We start from the raw sequence: 15656 nt of genomic DNA, 5'->3' as shown, positions 1-15656 counted from the left end.
GATGCATTTGAGGTGAATTATGTCCCGTGATGTTGCGATTGGTATTGTAATCGGTGGGGCGGTTTCTGCAACCCTGGGGCATGCGGTCGGCAAGGCCAAGCAGTCTATCGACGGGCTGCAAAAGGGGCTGGGCGATACCAAGTCTATCAAAGCGTTGATTGGCGAGACGCAGCGGCTACAGCGCGAGCTGGCGGCGGCTGACAAGGTGACGCGGCGCGCCGGCCTGGAGGGCGTTCGTCAGATGCGGGGCGAGGTGCGCCAGCTGGAAGGCGATTGGAAGCGCGCGACAGATCGGGTTGGCGATCTGACGCGGCAGCTGTCCAAGGCCAAGGCTGAGGCGGCCAAGGCGGGCGGCGCGCTGCCGGATATGGAGCAGGCGTTGCGCCGGCAGCAATCTAGCGTCAAGGCTGCCGAGGATGAGGCTGCCAGGAAGCGGGCGCATTGGCAGGATGGGAAGGCGGGTGGTTTACCTCGCCAGCAGGTCTTGCAGTTGAAGGCGGAGGCGGCTGCGGCTGGCGAAGCCGCCCGGGCGGCGAGGGCCAAGGCCGCGGAGCAGCGCGGCGAGATTGCTACGCTGAAGGCCTCGATGTCGGCCGAGGCCGGGCTGGCCAGCGAGTTGAAGAAGGCGGCGGCTGAAGCTGGCCGCGCCAAGCGCGCATTTCAGGATAAGCGCGAGGCGGTGCAGCAGGCGCGCGCCAGCCTGCAAGGTGCGGCCGGCGCCGCTGAGGTGACGGCGGGGAAGCTGGGGCAGGCGGCTAAGCAGGCTGACGGCCTGGGCGGCGCGGTGCGTAAGGCAGCGCAGGCCCAGCAGCAGCTTGCAGGCAGTCCGCTGCGGACGGCGCTGGATGCCAATATCGCCCAGCTCAAGGCGATGGGCATTCACGTTGGCGATCTGGACCGCGCGATGCGCAAGCTTCAGCAAACCGAGAAGGGTATGCAGTGGAAGGATGCCGGCGCCGCGCGGATGAAAGAAGGTTTGCAGATGGGCGCGACGGTTGGAACCAGCGTCATCGGCACGACGGCCATTCCGACCAAGATCAGCGGCGATTTTCAGGCGGAGATCCGTGATATCGCCATCAAGGCCGGCATTGCGGGCAAGGGCGACGAGGCCGAGCTGAGCGCGACGATTCGGCGCACGGCCGCCGATGAGAAGATGGACCGCACCGCGCTGGCGCAGGCAATCAATGGCCTGGTGACGCAGGGCATGGACGCGAAAGAGGCGACTGGCCACGGTCAGTTGCTGGCGCAGCTGATAAAGGGCCAGCAGATGGACCCGGGCGACGCGGCCAAGCTGATTTTCTCGTTTGGCCAGAATGGCGTCTCGCCCGAGCAGATGATAAAGGCGATGGGAAGCGTCGCCATTGCCGGCGACATGGGAGCGTTCGAGGCCAAAGACATGGCCAAGCATATGCCCGGGCTGTTGGCCGCGTCGGGGGCGATGGGCTTCAATGGGCCGAAGGCGGTTGAGTACATCGCCGCCAGCTTGCAGGCGCAGCAGAAGCTGACTGGCAATGCGGATGAAGGCGCCAACAACTTCAAGAACCTGCTGGCCAAAATCGTGGCGCCCGATACTACGAAGGCCTTTAAAGATGCCGGCGTGGATCTTCAGGCCTCGATGCAGGAATACATCAAGGCCGGCTACAACCCGATTGAGGCGTTTATCTCGCTGACGGAGCGCTTGCAGGCGGATAAAGACCCGGCCAAGGGCAAGAACCTGCAAGGCCTCAAGCAGAAGATCAAGAGCAGCAAGAAAGGCTCTGCGGAGGAAAGCCAGGCGCTGGAGGCCTATCTGAAGATGGCGGGGCTGTCCGAGCTGCTGGGCGACCAGCAAGCGCGGATGGGCGCCCTGGCGCAAATCAAGTATGGCGGCCAGATCAAGGAAGATCTGGACACCATGCATAAGAAGGACGGGGCGGCCAAGCTGAAGCAGGACAAGCAAGACCGCGATGCCACGTCTAACGCGAAATGGGCTGCGGCTTCGGCTGACTTCAATGCCGCGATGATAAGCGTGGGCGATGCAATCCGGCCGGTGACGGATCGAGCGGCGGAGCTGGCGAGCGCGGTTTTGCAGATCGGCGCCAGCTTCTCCAGCGCGCACCCTGAAGCCGCCATGTTGGGCTTGGCGGCCGGGGCGGCGACTATGGCTTATGCCGGCGCGAAAGTGGTGTCAGGGGCTGGGCAGTGGATCGGCGGCAAGGCGCTGGGGCTGCTGGCTGGCCGCTTGCCAGGCGGCGCTGTTGCCAAGGCGGCGGCGTCGGCCGGCGGTAAGTCTGGTGCGGGTGGCAAATTAGCCTCGTTGCTGGCCGGCGAGGTCGGTGTGCAGCGTGTGTTCGTTACCAACTGGCCGGGAGGTGGTTTGCCGGGCCTGGATGTTGATGGCCCGGGCAAGTCTTCGGGTAAAGGCCGCGCGGCGGCGAAGGGCGGACGCTTGGCGCGCATCGGCCAGGCAGTCAGGGCTGGAGGTGGGCGCCTGGGTGATTTGGCGCGGGGTGTCCGTGGTGCGGGGTGGGCTGGAGCCGCCCGAGGGGCGGTGGGAGTGGCGGGCCGCCTGGGCGGTGCGGCGTTGGCCGTTGGGACGGCTGGCGTGATGGCTTACGACACGTACCGGCATGCCAAAACCGGCGAGGAGAAAGGCGCAGGCTACGGCGGCGCCGCGGGTGGTTTGGCTGGCGGTTTGGCGGGGGCAAAGCTGGGCGCGCTGGTTGGCACGATGGTGATGCCTGGCGTGGGGACGGTGGTTGGCGGCTTGATCGGGGGCGCGGTGGGCTCGTTGGCCGGCGTCGCGCTGGGCAAGTCGGCGGGTGGCGCGGTGGGGCGGACCATATCGCCAGGCGCCAGCCAAAGCCCCTTGCCGGGCCGTCCGGCGGCTGACGCCGCCGCGGTGGCGCCGGCATTGGCGGGTGTCGGAAAGCCAGGCAGTCCCGCCGCGCCGCCCGTGCAGCATTTCACGTTTTCGCCGCAGATTAACGTCAAGGTCTTGGGCGATGTCAAAAACCCGGCGCAACTCGCCCAAGAGTTGCAGCCGCATCTGAAACGGCTATTCGATCAGTGGGCTATGCAGAGCCGGCCGGCGGGCGGTGGCCAGCTATATGACCCGGTGGGCTAAGGAGAAATATGGAAGCAGTGGATTGGCTGAGGTTGGGGGCGGAGGGGGCTGCGCGTGCTGCCGGCGTGGCTCGTCTGCCCGGGGCGGCCATCGATGTGGCGGGCGCGGTCAAAGAGGCCGCATCGGCCGGCGAGATGGTGGGGAAGGCCGCGGCGTTGCTTAGCGCGGGCGCGCCGTTGATCGGTGGCCAAGTGCGGACGGTGCAGCGCTTGGCCGGGGTGCTGTCCATGGCGTCGAAAGACATGACGGGTTCCAGTCATGAGCTGCTGCGGGAGGCCGGCCGGGAGTTGACGCAAAGCCATAGCCGTTTGGTGCAGGCGGTAGGGCATACCGTTAACAGCTGGTTGAGTCAGGCGCCGCAAGCCACGAAGCAGGTCACGCAGCAAGTCAAGGCGTTGGCTGGCAAGGGGGCGGTGCCGGTGGTGTCGTCGGGGGCGTTGTTGGCGGGTAAGGCGCTGAAACTGGCGCCGCATGTCGGCGGCGGCGGGTTCCTACTGGAGGTCTCAGGGCCGCGGGGCGTCACCTTCCGCTTTGCCATTCGTCGCGCTAGTTACGACAGCCTGGTGCGCGATACCAGCTTCAATATCGCGGATCAAGAGCGCTTGACGCGGCGGCCGGCGGAGCAGGCTGTTGCCAAGGGTAAAGACGCTATCACGCTCAAGGGCGCGATCTACCTGGCCAAGCATGGCGCCGGCCATATCGACAAGTTGCGCGCCATTGGCGATGCGATGGAACCGGTGATTTTGACGACCGGTTACGGCGAGCACCTGGGGCGCTGGTATTTAACGCGGGTGCAGGAAGAGCAGAGCCATTTGTTTGCGGATGGCGCGCCACGCAAACAGGGATTCACTTTGGAGTTTACGCGCTATGGCGAGGATTATCGTCACGTCTGATGGCGACATTTTGGACCAGCTATGCCACGCCAATTACGGCCATTTGGCCGGCGTGGTCGAGGCGGTGCTGGCGGAGAATCCGGGGTTGGCAGAGCGGCGCCAGCCATACACAACCGGCATTGCCATTTTGATGCCGGATCTGGAAGCGCCGGATAACGAAACGGTGACATTGTGGGAGTGAAGAAATGAGGCCGGATTTCAAGATACTGGCGAATGGGGCTGATATGACCCAGTTGCTGCGGGACCGCTTAATCGGCATCCGGGTAACGGATAAGGCGGGTGTCGATTCCGATGAGCTGGAAATCACGATTGACGACCGCGATGGCGCCGTTGCGCTGCCGCCGCTGGGCGCCATGCTGCAGGCCTGGCTGGGATACCGGGAAACCGGTTTGACCCGCATAGGTGTTTATCGCGTCGATGAGGTGCAATCCAGCGGGCCGCCGCAGCGCATTGTTGTGCGTGGGCGGCCGGCCAATATGGCAGGCAAGATCAAGCAGGCGCGCCGTCATGCCTGGGAGGGGGTGACGCTGGCGCAAATCGTCAAGGACATCGCCGGGCGCAACAAGCTGAAGGCGGTTTGCAAGGTCAAGGCCACCGTCGCCCGGGCGGACCAGATGAATGAATCAGATCTGCATTTTTTAACCCGTATCGCGGCGCAGTACGACGCCACGGCCACGGTCAAGGGGGGGCAAATTCTGGTGCTGCCGCGCGGCGGCCAAGCGGCCAGCGCCAGCGGCAAGCGTCTGCCTACCCTGGTGATTCATCGGCGGGATGTGTCGAGCTGGGATTACAAGAACGGTGATCGTCAGGCGGCCGGCGGCGCGGTAGCGCGTCATCACGATAAGAATACCGGCAAGACGCTGGCTACCTATATCCCTAATCCGGATAACCCGGATGCGCCGCCGCGCGTGGTGCGGCATCCGGTTGCGAGTAAGGGCGGGGCCGCCGCCAAGGCAAAAGCGGCCGGCGCGGCGGCGAAGCGGGCGGAGCGCACGCTATCGCTCAACCTGCCCGGGCGCGCGGATGTTGTGGCTGAGCGGCTGCTGAGAACGCAAGGCATCAAGGCGGGCGTCGATCATCTGTGGTCGGTGGATAGCGTCACGCACGACTTCAGCGCCAGCGGCTGGCAGACGTCGCTTGAGCTGGTGCTGAACAAGAAAGCGAAAGGCAAGAAGGGGAAGAAAGGCAAACAAGCCAAACCTACGCGGGTGCTCAAGCCGGAGTAAGCCGCGAGCAAACAAGGAAATGACAACGAGGACCGAGCGGTCCTTTTTTATTTGGAAGAAGGCATGCAGGAACACGAGAAGGGGCTGGCGGCGCTGCTGGTGGTGGGCGCCGCAATCGGGCTGGGCAAGTTGCTAGTGAGTCAGGAGCGCATTACCACGCGCTTGGCAGTCGGGCGCGCGATCTTAGGCGGCGCCACATCCGCGGTGGCCGGCGTCGCGCTGACGCAGTTCCCCGAGTTGCCGCTGCCGGCGCTGGTCGGCGTCGGGGCTGGTCTGGGCATCCTGGGCGCGCAGTACCTGGAGGCCTGGTTGAAGCAGAAGGCCGACAAGATCGGCCGATGAGTCGGATGAATAACAAGCCTGCAGCCGCGGGCTTTTTTTATGGGGTGAGGATATGAAGATTTTGGTTTCGGCTGGGCATGGTGGTGGTGATCCGGGCGCGGTGGCGAATGGCTTCCGTGAGGCAGACATTGCGCTGGAGTTTCGCAACCTGGTTGCCGAGCGATTGCGGGCCGCTGGGCATGAGGTGGTGACGGATGGCCAGGGGCAGGAAAACAAGCCGCTGGTCGAGGCGCTGCGCTTCATTCCTGGCCGGGATATCGCCGTTGAGTTCCATTGCAATGCCGCCATCAATCCGCTGGCGCGCGGCGTGGAGTCGATTGCGCTGCCGGCGCTGCGAGGCCTCAGCCAGCGCATCAGCGCCGCCGTCGCGGCTGTGCTGGGCAGTCCGCTGCGTGGCGCGGGCGGCTGGATCGATCAAAGCGCCAGCGCGCGCGGCCGGCTGGCCTTCGTCAATGCCGGCGGCGTCATCGTGGAATTGTTCTTCATCACCAATCCGGCCGAGCTGGCCGCGTATCAGTTGAGCAAGGGGCAGCTGGCGCAGGCGGTGGCCGATGCTATCGCCGCGGGGCGGCCGTGATGCCGGGGCGTATTTATGCCCTGGGCTGTCTGTTGCTGGCCGCGTTGTGGGGTGGGTCGGCTTGGTGGGCGTATGGCCACGGAGTGGACGTTACGCGCCGGGAGTGGGCGCTGGCGGATGCCCAGCGAGGCGCGACGGAGGCGCGCACCGATCTGGCCGGCTACCGGGCGGAGGTCGAGCGCTTGCAGGCGCTGTCGGTGCTGATCGAAAACAAGCTGGATGCGCTGCGCCAGGCGCAGCCAAAAATCATAGAGAGGTATAACCGTGTTGTTGAAAACCAGCCTTTGCCCGCTGATTGCCGCCCTGGTCCTGAGCGGCTGCGCGAACTCAACGCCGCCATCGAGGCCGTTAATGCCGCCATTGCCGGTAAATATGGTGAGGGAATGCAAGCAAATTGATAGAGTGGTGACTGATGATTGGGATCAAATTATGCGCGCTTATATCATGCTGATTTTTCAATATGGACAATGTTCTGTAAGAAAATAAATGATAGAGTGGCGGGCGTAATTCGCCCTGCCACTCTATAGGTTATTGGTGGATGGCTATTTTTTTATGAAATAGAATGCAATCATTAGTAGGATGCTGGTTATGCAAATTGCTATTGTTAGCATCTCTTTTTGCTTTTTCAAATCCTCATTTTGTTTTTTTAATGTAAGAATATCACCCTCGTAGCTATCGTTTCTTTGGGTGAGCATCTTTGTCGATGAGGCATTTTCTTTTTCTATTTTTTTTGATGCATTAATTTGGTCTTCTAGCTGTTCTTTTAGTTCTTTCTCTTTGGAGATTTGTAGTGCTATCTTTCTATTTTTATCTGATATTTCTTCGGTTAGCTTATGTAGTGCACTGTCCCTGTCTTTGATCGTTGTTTGTAGCTTTTCATTCAGTTCTTCTAGGTATTCGATTGAGCTTGGGTTGCTTATTATTGTGGCAGAAAGAAACCCATTTTGGCTTTCTGCAATTCTTTTTACTCTTTGGAAGTATTCAGCGATGTCTTTGTCGGTTGCTTGCTCTTCAGGAATGTTAAATCTATAGATATCATTTATAGATATTTCTATGGTGGGGAGTCTTTCTTTTATAAGCCTGTCTCGTTTTTCTTTTTCAACTAGGTGTGTATTGTGTACTTCGATATAAATTCTCCCGGACCATTTTTTTTCCAAGAAGGTTTCTGATTGGAAGTTGCGGAATGCATCTATCTTGTATTCGTTGTTTCCAACGACTACTTCAGTATCTCCCCCGTGGAAAGATACACGAAAATCCCCTAGGTTCTTTATCTTCAATGTGGTTTCATTTATTTGTAATAGCGCATCCTTAAAAAGACGGTGAGCTAAGGACTCCCCCCCGCCACCTCCCTCCCTATCGGCTGCATTTATGTAAGAGAAAAATGGGACTCCATTGGCAGATATTTTGTGAGACATTCTTTTTCTGGGCCATCCGGAACTATAGTAAATGTCGCCAAGTGGGTTGCCATCATTTTCATTGTCGCGTCTTCTTTTAATCGTCTCGGCAGAAACCCAATCTTTTCCGGTTGGATTGATATATGCCCATCTTTTAGTTTCTGCTTCAGTTGATTTTTCTTTTTTATCTATTGATTTCTTGGTCGTGTCCATCATTTCTCCTGCGGATTTTAAGTTTTGTGGAATTGTTTTTATGCGTTTGGGTTGTGCTGCGCACTTAATCCAGCTATGGATGATGAGTATCTTTCTTTGTGCTGGTTAAGTTATTCTTTCAAGCTGCTTACTTCGTAGTCATTATTTTTTGGTATCTCGTTGGTGCCATAGCTTTCATCTGTATGCATCTTTCCTTTTTCTAGCTTGTATATGGTGTATATGGTATTTGAATCCCATTTTCTGTTTGTCTTGAAAATCACCATCGTTGAGCTTGCATTACTGTATATTGTGGAAGGGCGTATTTTTTCTGAAAAATCTATCCTGCCTAAATTGTTCAGTGTAAACCCTTGCATGAAGTTGGATGAGAATTCTCCTGAAAGCACAGTCGTTTTCCACTTTATTCCAGTGCATGCAACCTTGACATTACTTCCTCTTGAACTTTCTTCTGTGCCGAATATGGGTACTGGTTTTTTTTTGTTAATTTGCAGGTGGTAGATATAGGTGTCTGCGATTTTTTGATTGCGACTGATGGTGATTTTTTCGTTGGCGTTGGTCTGGCAGGTTGAAATTATTTCGGCATTGGCAACGCCCGGAATCAAGAGCATAGCCAGTAAGATTGTTGACTTCATTTGACGCCGTCCCTGAGAATTTGCATTGAGTCAGGATTGTTTTTTAGTTGATCTGCCATTGATTTTATTTTCTTATAATAAATGCCGTTTCTAACGCCCCTGTAGTCCTTGTAAGCTTCCGCTACGGGGTCCGCTGCACCTTTCTTTTTCTCATTGTCGATGAGTAACTGTAAGTATTTTGTCCCTGTTTGGATGTTGATGGCTTCGTTTAGTAGTGAGGGGCTGTCATGGAAGCTGTCGGCTTTTTTGAATACTTTATCGTCTGTTAGTTTTTCGCTTCGCGGTTTTTTTAGATTCTCAATTCGATACATTTCTCGTATCGGGGCTTTGAGTAGCTGCATAAGCCCTTTGGCAGAGCTGCCGCTGGTATGAGGATTGGCGTCGAAGCGTGACTCCATGTAAATGTGGCAGATGATTAAGTCTGTTGGCATGGATGACTGGTTGTTTTCTTCGACTAGTTTTCTGATTTCTTTTAACCGAGCGGAGTCATCTACCTGGACTTTTTCGGGCGATGTTTTCGACTTCGGTGTTAGCTTTCCGTTATGGGTGTGAATCTTCTTTTTCTGAACGGTAGCCATCGCTATTGATCCCAGAATGGATTAATCGGAACCGGGGCTGGCTCATATACATGTAGGGTGGCGGTGTCTGCGGTGTCGGATGAAACCTTCGCAGTTTTACCATCTTTGTCCGTTTTGCCGTTGATTGTTTTTCCGCCGGGCAGCTCTATCGTATACGGCCAGTTTGCAAGGGGCTTCCCGTCTTTGTCATGGACGACAAAGTGCTGGTCAAAAAGCTGGGCAATAGTGCTGGCCGCGGCCAGGGCAGGGGCTGCTATGGCTGTTGCGCTGGCCCCGGCAGAGCCGCCCGCGACGTCTATTGTTGCTTGCCCTTGTGATGCAATGAGCTTGGCGCCGCAAGAGGTTGTCATGCCTTCTATGGCGACATTCTTGCCCATGAAAGTTGTGTTTGCTGCGCCTTCGACGATGACGAAGGTGCCTTTGCACTTGGGGCAGCTGACTTTATGACCAACTCCGGCGGCAGGTTTGCCAAAGACGATAGGGGAGGAGAACGCTTCAAGTACCGTTCCACCATGGTCGGTTTTGTCGCCTAGGCGGATGATTGGTTTGCTCATGATCTAGATGGTGAGAGGCAAGCGAGGTGACTATTTTCATTCAAGTCAGACAGAGTATTGCCTGTTCTTTTGTTCAGGTTGCGTAGGTTTTGTATGCCTGAGCCCGCGTGCGTGGGGTGCTGCGGGTTTGGTCGACTTGTTAGTTATACGGTCATGGTAACGAGGGGCCGTAAGGATTCATGCAAAAATCGGCAGTACACCTGTTTCCCGCACGGCCTTGGGGTCGATCAATGAAGTATCGTAACCTCACTGTACACAGCATAATCGTGGTCATTACTATTCGTCACCACTAGACTGCATCTTCTTGACAGGCATAGTTCTATGAATAACGTACGCCTTTCGTTTGCCAGGAACCAGTTTGGTCGCGTTGCCAGCATTCACGAAGTGCCGAATGGCCTGGCTTGTAACTGTAATTGCCCTAGTTGTGGTGCCCGACTTGTCGCCAAGCAGGGGGCTGAGAGTGCTTGGCATTTCGCACACTACGGAGTTACTCCCTGTGCTACCGGCTATGAGACCGCGTTACATTTGGCCGCCAAGCAACTCATCGCAGACGCCTCGACATTGCAGTTGCCGCCGTGCTGGATCGCCCGCTATCCAAAAGGCACGCGCGCTCCGGACTCGACCATAGCAGGGTACTGGTATCTCCATGGTCTGCCGAGTAGCGAATATATCGCTATGTGGCGCGAAGCCTATGTTGGCTTTGCCAATGCCGAGGCGGCGTCGGTACGATTCGACCGGGTAGAGTTGGAAACTGCACTGGGAGACATTCGGCCGGATCTGATTGGCTACTGCGGCGGTCGCCGCTTGCTGATAGAAATTGCTGTCTCACACAAGGTGGACGCTGCCAAGCTAACGAAAATCCGTGCGCTGGGCCTGCCGGCGATTGAGATTACGTTGCCGCAGGATGGCGATATGCTTGATTGGGACAAGCTACGCGAGCGCATATTCGATTCGACTAGCTATACCCGCTGGCTCTACCATCCCAAGCTCGAAGCTCTGGTTGATGCTGCTTTGGAGAGGGCAACGGGTGAGAAGGCGGTGGCAGAGCGGCGGCGCAGGGAGCGCGAGGCATTCTACCGTGACAATTACGCCCCAACGCATGAGGTGCGTTTCTTCCTCGGCAATTGCCGCAGTAACTCAAAAGTCTACCTGCGCTTATGCCCAAGTCACGTGAGCATCAGCCTGTGGCCTGAGCAGAGTGACGAAGTAATGCGCATAGTCAAGGAGGCGCTCGCGGTTGCTCCTGACAAGCTTTATAATCAACGCCGACAGCAATGGACAATACCCACGGAGCTTCCTCGGTTCTTAGTGTTGGCGAAAGCACTGAGGGAGCAGGGATTCTTTCCTGACCGGATAAAGGCTCCTCCAGTTGATGAGCTGGCGCTCTTTGCTGCATTAGGTTTTGTGTTGCAATGAAGAAAGCCCCGCATAAGCGGGGCTTTTCTCAGTTCAAGCTACCATTCTATGTGTTTCGATTCTTTCCAGAATGGCGGATAGCGCTTCTTTTTCCATTTCTAAATCATAATGGCTTTGAAGGTTTACCCAGAACTGAGGATCTACGCCAAAGAATGTTCCAAGGCGAAGCGCGGTGTCAATCGATATGGCGCGCTTTCCATGTACGATTTCATTAATTCGACGAGGTGGAACTTCTGTCGCTTGTGCTAAGGCGTATTGGCTAATTCCCATTGGTTCCAGCCAGTCGAGTAACAAGATTTGGCCGGGATGTACGAGAGCGACTTCGCGTGCCATAACTTTACCTTCCATTAAATTTCGATTCATTAGGTGCTTTATTTAAAAGACGTAATAGTGCAAGCTTTATTATTGAATAATATTTTTGAATATAAAATTGCACGAATGTATTTATTCGCGCGAGATTACCACTTGTGCTTGGCGGGACGTCCGAATTATGCCTAGGCAAATAGCCGGGACTTTCGTCCCGGCTTGGTCAGTGGTAATCAACAATTTCAACGTCTTGGGCATTGCCCCCCTGGAATTTAAAGCAAACGCGCCACTGATCATTTATACGTATGCTGTATTGGCCAAGGCGATCACCCTGTAGAGGTTCCAGCCTGTTGCCTGGAGGGATTCTAAGGGCTTGTAGATTGGTTGCTGCGTGAAGCTGCTGCAACTTTCTGACCGCGACGCTCTCGATGTTTTGAAATCGAGGGACTCTGATGCCGTTGAGTAGAGCCTCAGTGTCTCGACAGAGAAACGATGTGATCATGAGAAGGATAGTAACGTGCTGCGTTATTAACGTCAAGCGTTATCAAGTGGCGGGGCTTGCGGAGGTGGCTAAGTTCCGCATGTTGTTGAAGAGAGCGACCGGCTGTAACGGCCTGTTCGTTCAGCTTGCGACCATCTGAGCAATGATTTCCACCAGCTGGCGGGCATATGTGTTTGTCCCATCTGGTCGTTTGCCGATTCTCCCTGTCATTGCTCGGTGACGCAGTTTATTTGCATTGGTAGGCTCGGGGAGCCAATCGCGAGCAGCGCCTGGGCAGATGGAGGCGAACAGGCTCCCATTGTCGACGAAGACCACGCATGAGCCATCCTCGCCGCAGTCGGCCGCGAAAATTACATCCACTCCGGCGAGGTCGTCATTGTCTAAATGAAATGCGGCAGCCATATCATGAGCGTTTTGCCATCCGCCCATGTAGAGCGCGCCGCTAGAGTGACTCGTGATTAGCGGCAGCCGTGAGGGTTCTGCGCTGGCCCTGGGTAGTTTGTCGTGTAACGACTCCGGCCGAAGGTTGGTGTAGCGCTTTAGATTGGTCCATGTCTTGTGTCCCGAAACCATCGCAACTTCTTGAATGGCTAGACCCTGTTCAAACAGTATGGACACGCCATGGTGCCGAAGGTCGTGGAATCGTAGGTTATTGATCCCTAGCGCTTTGCATCCGCGCTCCCATGCCGCGCTGACGGACTGCATGTTGTAGGGGAAAACCCGCTCGTCAATGCGTGGCTGTGCTTGCAGGATGTCCCACGCAACGCCCAGCAGCGGCAACCATTGGTCGTTGGTGTACTTGTTGGATGGGTCTTTGCGCTCACGCACCAGCACCAGGCGTTTTTGCTCGTCCACGTCTGCCCAGCATATGCGGCCGATTTCAGACAGGCGCATGCATGTTGCAATGGCAAAGCGCACAATGTCGCAGTGCGGGATGTGGCCGTTCTGATGGGCCTGGCGGCTGGCCAACCATTCCAGCATTTTCAGCAGCTCGTCTTCTGTAGGGCGGCGGTCGCGTTGGCGGCTCTTGCCGACTATGCCAGCGCTGCGCAGCTGGGCGAGGGCGGCTTCTAGTCTGGTGGTGTCTATCGGCATGCGCCAACTGGTTTTGGCATGGGTTAGAGCAGTCTGGATAGCGCTGAAGTCTTGAAATATCGTGGCCGGGCTGACGCCTTCGGCTTGTCTGGATCGGCCATAGTCCAGATAGTCTTCAGTTTCGATTTCTGCTGGAGGGCTATCTGCAAGGGATGTCCGGAGCAGGGATTGCAGGGTGTAGCCTTTTGAGCGGCCCAATCGCTCGCTTCGTTCCATCTCGTCTCTATACCTGGCCAGTATCTCGCCCAGCGTGATGCCAGCCGCTGCTTGCTGCTCAATGAAGCCGGGTGCGGCGGCGGCGATTTCAGTCCGTTTTGCCCAGTCCTTGGCCAAACTTTCCTTTGGAAATGAACGAGATGCGGAGAAAACAACCTTGCCGCCTTGCTTGACCCGGACGGTGGCAGAGTAGGATAATTCCCCGTTTTTCTTGCGGTACTTTGTGATGGTGGCCATGTGGTGCAGAAATCCATTTTTGGCGGTGCAGAAACGCGAAAATTCTGCACTATTTTTTGCACTGAGGCCAGAAAAACAAGGTTAAATGGGGTGTGATGGTGGGAAATGTTTTGCATAGTAGTCAGGCGGAAAGCCTTGCCAGTCAAGGAATGTCGATGAAATTGCCGCCGCGCCGTCTGTCCGTCGCCCCGATGCTGGACTGGACCGACCGCCACTACCGTTATTTCGCCCGCCAGATCACCCGCCACACCTGGCTGTATACCGAGATGGTGACTACCGGCGCCTTGCTGAACGGCGATGTCGCGCGCCATCTGCGCTTCGACGAGGCCGAGCATCCAGTCGCGCTGCAGCTGGGCGGCTCCGAGCCTGCCGAGTTGGCTGCCTGCGCCAAGCTGGCGGAGCAATGGGGCTACGACGAAGTGAACCTTAACGTCGGCTGCCCGTCGGAAAGAGTGCAGAAGGGCGCTTTCGGCGCCTGCCTGATGGCTGAGCCCAAGCTGGTGTCCGATTGCGTGAAGGCGATGCGAGATGCCGTGGACATCGACGTCACCGTCAAGCACCGCATCGGCATCGACCAGATCGAGCATTACGATTACCTGCGCGAATTCGTCGACACCGTGGCCGAGGCCGGCTGCCGCACTTTCATCGTCCATGCGCGCAACGCCATCCTGAAGGGCCTGAGCCCGAAGGAAAACCGCGAGATCCCGCCGCTGAAGTACGACTACGTCTACCGGCTGAAGCGGGAGCGGCCGGACCTGGAAATCCTGATCAACGGCGGGGTGAAGACCAATGCCGAGATCGCCGAGCACCTGCAGCACGTCGACGGCGTGATGGTGGGCCGCGAGGCGTATCACAACCCGTGGTTGATGGCCGAGTGGGACGCGCAGTTCTACGGCGACGCGGCCGCCGGCCCCGAGCGCGCGGCGGTGGTGGAGGCGATGATGCCCTATGTGGCGGCGCGTCTGGGCGACGGCAGCAATGTCCGCCATATCGCCCGCCACATCCTGGGCCTGTTCCAGGGCCTGCCCGGCGCGCGCAACTGGCGCCGCATGCTGTCCGATTCCAAGCTTTTGGACGGCGCCGACGCCGGCCTGCTGCGTCAGGCTTACGAGGCGACGCTGGCGGGCCGTCGCGCCTGATTAGCCGACGGCCGCCGACGGGCGGCTGTCTTTGCCAGGCGGCCCCGGCCGCCTTTTGTCATTGTTGTCATGCCCGGCCTGACCGTCTGGAGGTGAGTCCCAAGTGAAAAAGTTGCAAAAGTTGATGCTGGCCCTGAGCATGTCCACCAGCCTAGCTTACGCCGGGCCTAGCGACGTGCTGCACATCTACAACTGGAGCGGCTCGCTGTCCGACAACATCGTCAGACAGTTCGAGAAGCGCTGCGGCTGCAAGGTGGTGCAGGACTACTACGGCGACAACGAGGAAATGCTGGCCAAGCTGGCCGCCGGCGCCAAGGGCTACGACATGGTGTTTCCCTCCAGTTTCGTCGTGCAGGCGATGACCAAGCAGAAGCTGCTGCAACCCTTGGACCACCGCCAGATTCCGAATCTGAAAAACGTGGCGCCGGCGTATCTGTCGCAAAGCTACGATCCAGCCAATCGCTACACCATTCCCACCGTGCTGTCGCTGACGTCGGTGGGATACAACGTGGAGAAGCTGAAGCAGTTGGGCGTGGACCCAACTAGCTGGTCGGTGATCTTCGATCCCAAGGTGCTGCGGAAGATCAAGGGCAAGGTGACGGTGCTGGACAGCTCGCGCGAGGTGTTCGCCGCCGCCTTGTTCTACCTGGGCAAAGATCCGAATACCGCGACTGACGCCGACATGCGCGCCGCGCGCGACGTGATCAAGCAGGCCAAGCCGTACTGGGCCGCCTTCTCCAACGCCAGCTATCTGAAGCAGCTGGCGGTCGGCAATATCTGGGTGGCGCTGGGTTATTCCACCGAATTCTTCCAGGCCAGCGAGGACGCGCGCCAGACCAAGCGGCCCTTCCATATCGGCAATGCGCCGCAGCGCGAAGGCAACGAGATTGGCGTGGACACCATGGCGATCACCGCCAGCGCCAAGCGGCCGGATTTGGCGCACCAGTTCATCAATTTCATGCTGGACGGCCAGAACGCGGCGCAGTTGACCAACCTCAATGGCGCGACCAACCCGGTGGCCACCGCCAGCGGCTACTTCCGCGCCGATCTGAAGGCCAGCCCGGTGATCAATCCGACGGCCGAACAGGCGAAGAGATGGACGGTCTTGCGCGAACTGACGCCGAAAGAACGTCGTTCCTTGGCGCGGATGTGGACGGAAGTGAAGGTCAGCCGCTAAGCTGGCGTCCTGGCCGGACGCCATTGGGCTGGTTCGGCCGCACCCACAAGATAGAA

At 57.6% G+C, this 15656-nt stretch carries 17 protein-coding genes; 10 read left to right on the top strand and 7 right to left on the bottom strand.

The window, feature by feature from the left end:
- Positions 1-19 precede the first annotated feature (19 nt).
- From U6115_RS20160 to U6115_RS20130, 7 genes are all read left to right on the top strand, one after another.
- The gene (locus U6115_RS20160; RefSeq protein ID WP_043581422.1) at positions 20-3106 is read left to right on the top strand and encodes a phage tail tape measure protein; all 3087 of its coding nucleotides are present in this window, start codon (positions 20-22) and stop codon (positions 3104-3106) included.
- Between the two features lie 8 nt (positions 3107-3114).
- Positions 3115-3999 carry a phage tail protein gene (locus U6115_RS20155; RefSeq protein ID WP_052258465.1) on the top strand — a complete coding sequence of 295 codons (885 nt, stop codon included), beginning with the start codon at positions 3115-3117 and terminating at the stop codon, positions 3997-3999.
- Entirely contained in the window at positions 3974-4180 is a 207-nt protein-coding gene (locus tag U6115_RS20150) for a tail protein X (protein WP_043581423.1), read from the top strand. Before U6115_RS20155 ends, U6115_RS20150 begins: the two co-directional genes overlap by 26 nt.
- Before the next feature lie 43 nt (positions 4181-4223).
- Entirely contained in the window at positions 4224-5225 is a 1002-nt protein-coding gene (locus U6115_RS20145) for a phage late control D family protein (RefSeq protein WP_052258466.1), read from the top strand.
- 63 nt (positions 5226-5288) lie between these two features.
- Positions 5289-5567: a phage holin family protein gene (locus tag U6115_RS20140; protein WP_043581444.1), complete on the top strand. Its 279-nt coding sequence runs from the start codon at positions 5289-5291 to the stop codon at positions 5565-5567.
- A 52-nt stretch (positions 5568-5619) separates the two neighbouring features.
- Positions 5620-6144 (top strand): N-acetylmuramoyl-L-alanine amidase, encoded by a 525-nt coding sequence (locus U6115_RS20135; protein WP_080770379.1) that lies wholly within the window; start codon positions 5620-5622, stop codon positions 6142-6144.
- A complete protein-coding gene (locus tag U6115_RS20130) occupies positions 6144-6542 on the top strand; it encodes a hypothetical protein (RefSeq protein WP_059184213.1) in 399 nt (132 codons plus the stop codon). Before U6115_RS20135 ends, U6115_RS20130 begins: the two co-directional genes overlap by 1 nt.
- Before the next feature lie 144 nt (positions 6543-6686).
- Here the strand turns inward: U6115_RS20130 and U6115_RS20125 are convergent, their stop codons facing one another.
- The 4 genes from U6115_RS20125 to U6115_RS20110 form a co-directional block, all read right to left on the bottom strand.
- The gene (locus U6115_RS20125; protein ID WP_146008441.1) at positions 6687-7751 is read right to left on the bottom strand and encodes a hypothetical protein; all 1065 of its coding nucleotides are present in this window, start codon (positions 7749-7751) and stop codon (positions 6687-6689) included.
- Between the two features lie 110 nt (positions 7752-7861).
- Positions 7862-8380: a hypothetical protein gene (locus tag U6115_RS20120; protein ID WP_146008442.1), complete on the bottom strand. Its 519-nt coding sequence runs from the start codon at positions 8378-8380 to the stop codon at positions 7862-7864.
- The gene (locus U6115_RS20115) at positions 8377-8958 is read right to left on the bottom strand and encodes a lytic transglycosylase domain-containing protein (protein WP_059184212.1); all 582 of its coding nucleotides are present in this window, start codon (positions 8956-8958) and stop codon (positions 8377-8379) included. The genes U6115_RS20120 and U6115_RS20115 overlap by 4 nt, the downstream gene beginning before the upstream one ends.
- Before the next feature lie 2 nt (positions 8959-8960).
- Entirely contained in the window at positions 8961-9512 is a 552-nt protein-coding gene (locus U6115_RS20110; protein WP_080770335.1) for a PAAR domain-containing protein, read from the bottom strand.
- A 321-nt stretch (positions 9513-9833) separates the two neighbouring features.
- Here U6115_RS20110 and U6115_RS20105 point away from each other — a divergent pair, with 321 nt between their 5' ends.
- A complete protein-coding gene (locus U6115_RS20105) occupies positions 9834-10928 on the top strand; it encodes a competence protein CoiA family protein (RefSeq protein ID WP_122983730.1) in 1095 nt (364 codons plus the stop codon).
- Between the two features lie 33 nt (positions 10929-10961).
- Here U6115_RS20105 and U6115_RS20100 read toward each other — a convergent pair whose 3' ends face one another.
- The 3 genes from U6115_RS20100 to U6115_RS20090 all read right to left on the bottom strand — a co-directional run bounded on the left by U6115_RS20100 (position 10962) and on the right by U6115_RS20090 (position 13284).
- Positions 10962-11276 carry a HigA family addiction module antitoxin gene (locus tag U6115_RS20100; protein ID WP_197465988.1) on the bottom strand — a complete coding sequence of 105 codons (315 nt, stop codon included), beginning with the start codon at positions 11274-11276 and terminating at the stop codon, positions 10962-10964.
- A gap of 181 nt (positions 11277-11457) precedes the next feature.
- Complete coding sequence (locus U6115_RS20095; RefSeq protein ID WP_080770345.1) at positions 11458-11736, bottom strand: type II toxin-antitoxin system RelE/ParE family toxin; 279 nt, start codon at positions 11734-11736, stop codon at positions 11458-11460.
- Between the two features lie 120 nt (positions 11737-11856).
- Complete coding sequence (locus U6115_RS20090; protein ID WP_043580237.1) at positions 11857-13284, bottom strand: tyrosine-type recombinase/integrase; 1428 nt, start codon at positions 13282-13284, stop codon at positions 11857-11859.
- A 149-nt stretch (positions 13285-13433) separates the two neighbouring features.
- On the opposite strand from U6115_RS20090, the gene dusA reads away from it, so the two are divergent.
- Entirely contained in the window at positions 13434-14423 is a 990-nt protein-coding gene (gene dusA, locus U6115_RS20085; protein ID WP_043580239.1) for a tRNA dihydrouridine(20/20a) synthase DusA, read from the top strand.
- A 103-nt stretch (positions 14424-14526) separates the two neighbouring features.
- Positions 14527-15600, top strand: coding sequence for an ABC transporter substrate-binding protein (locus U6115_RS20080; RefSeq protein ID WP_080770336.1), 1074 nt, complete (start codon positions 14527-14529; stop codon positions 15598-15600).
- Positions 15601-15656 lie beyond the last annotated feature (56 nt).

Source organism: Chromobacterium subtsugae (genome assembly GCF_035919665.1).
Lineage (GTDB): Bacteria > Pseudomonadota > Gammaproteobacteria > Burkholderiales > Chromobacteriaceae > Chromobacterium > Chromobacterium subtsugae.
This window is presented reverse-complemented; position numbering and strand designations above follow the sequence as displayed.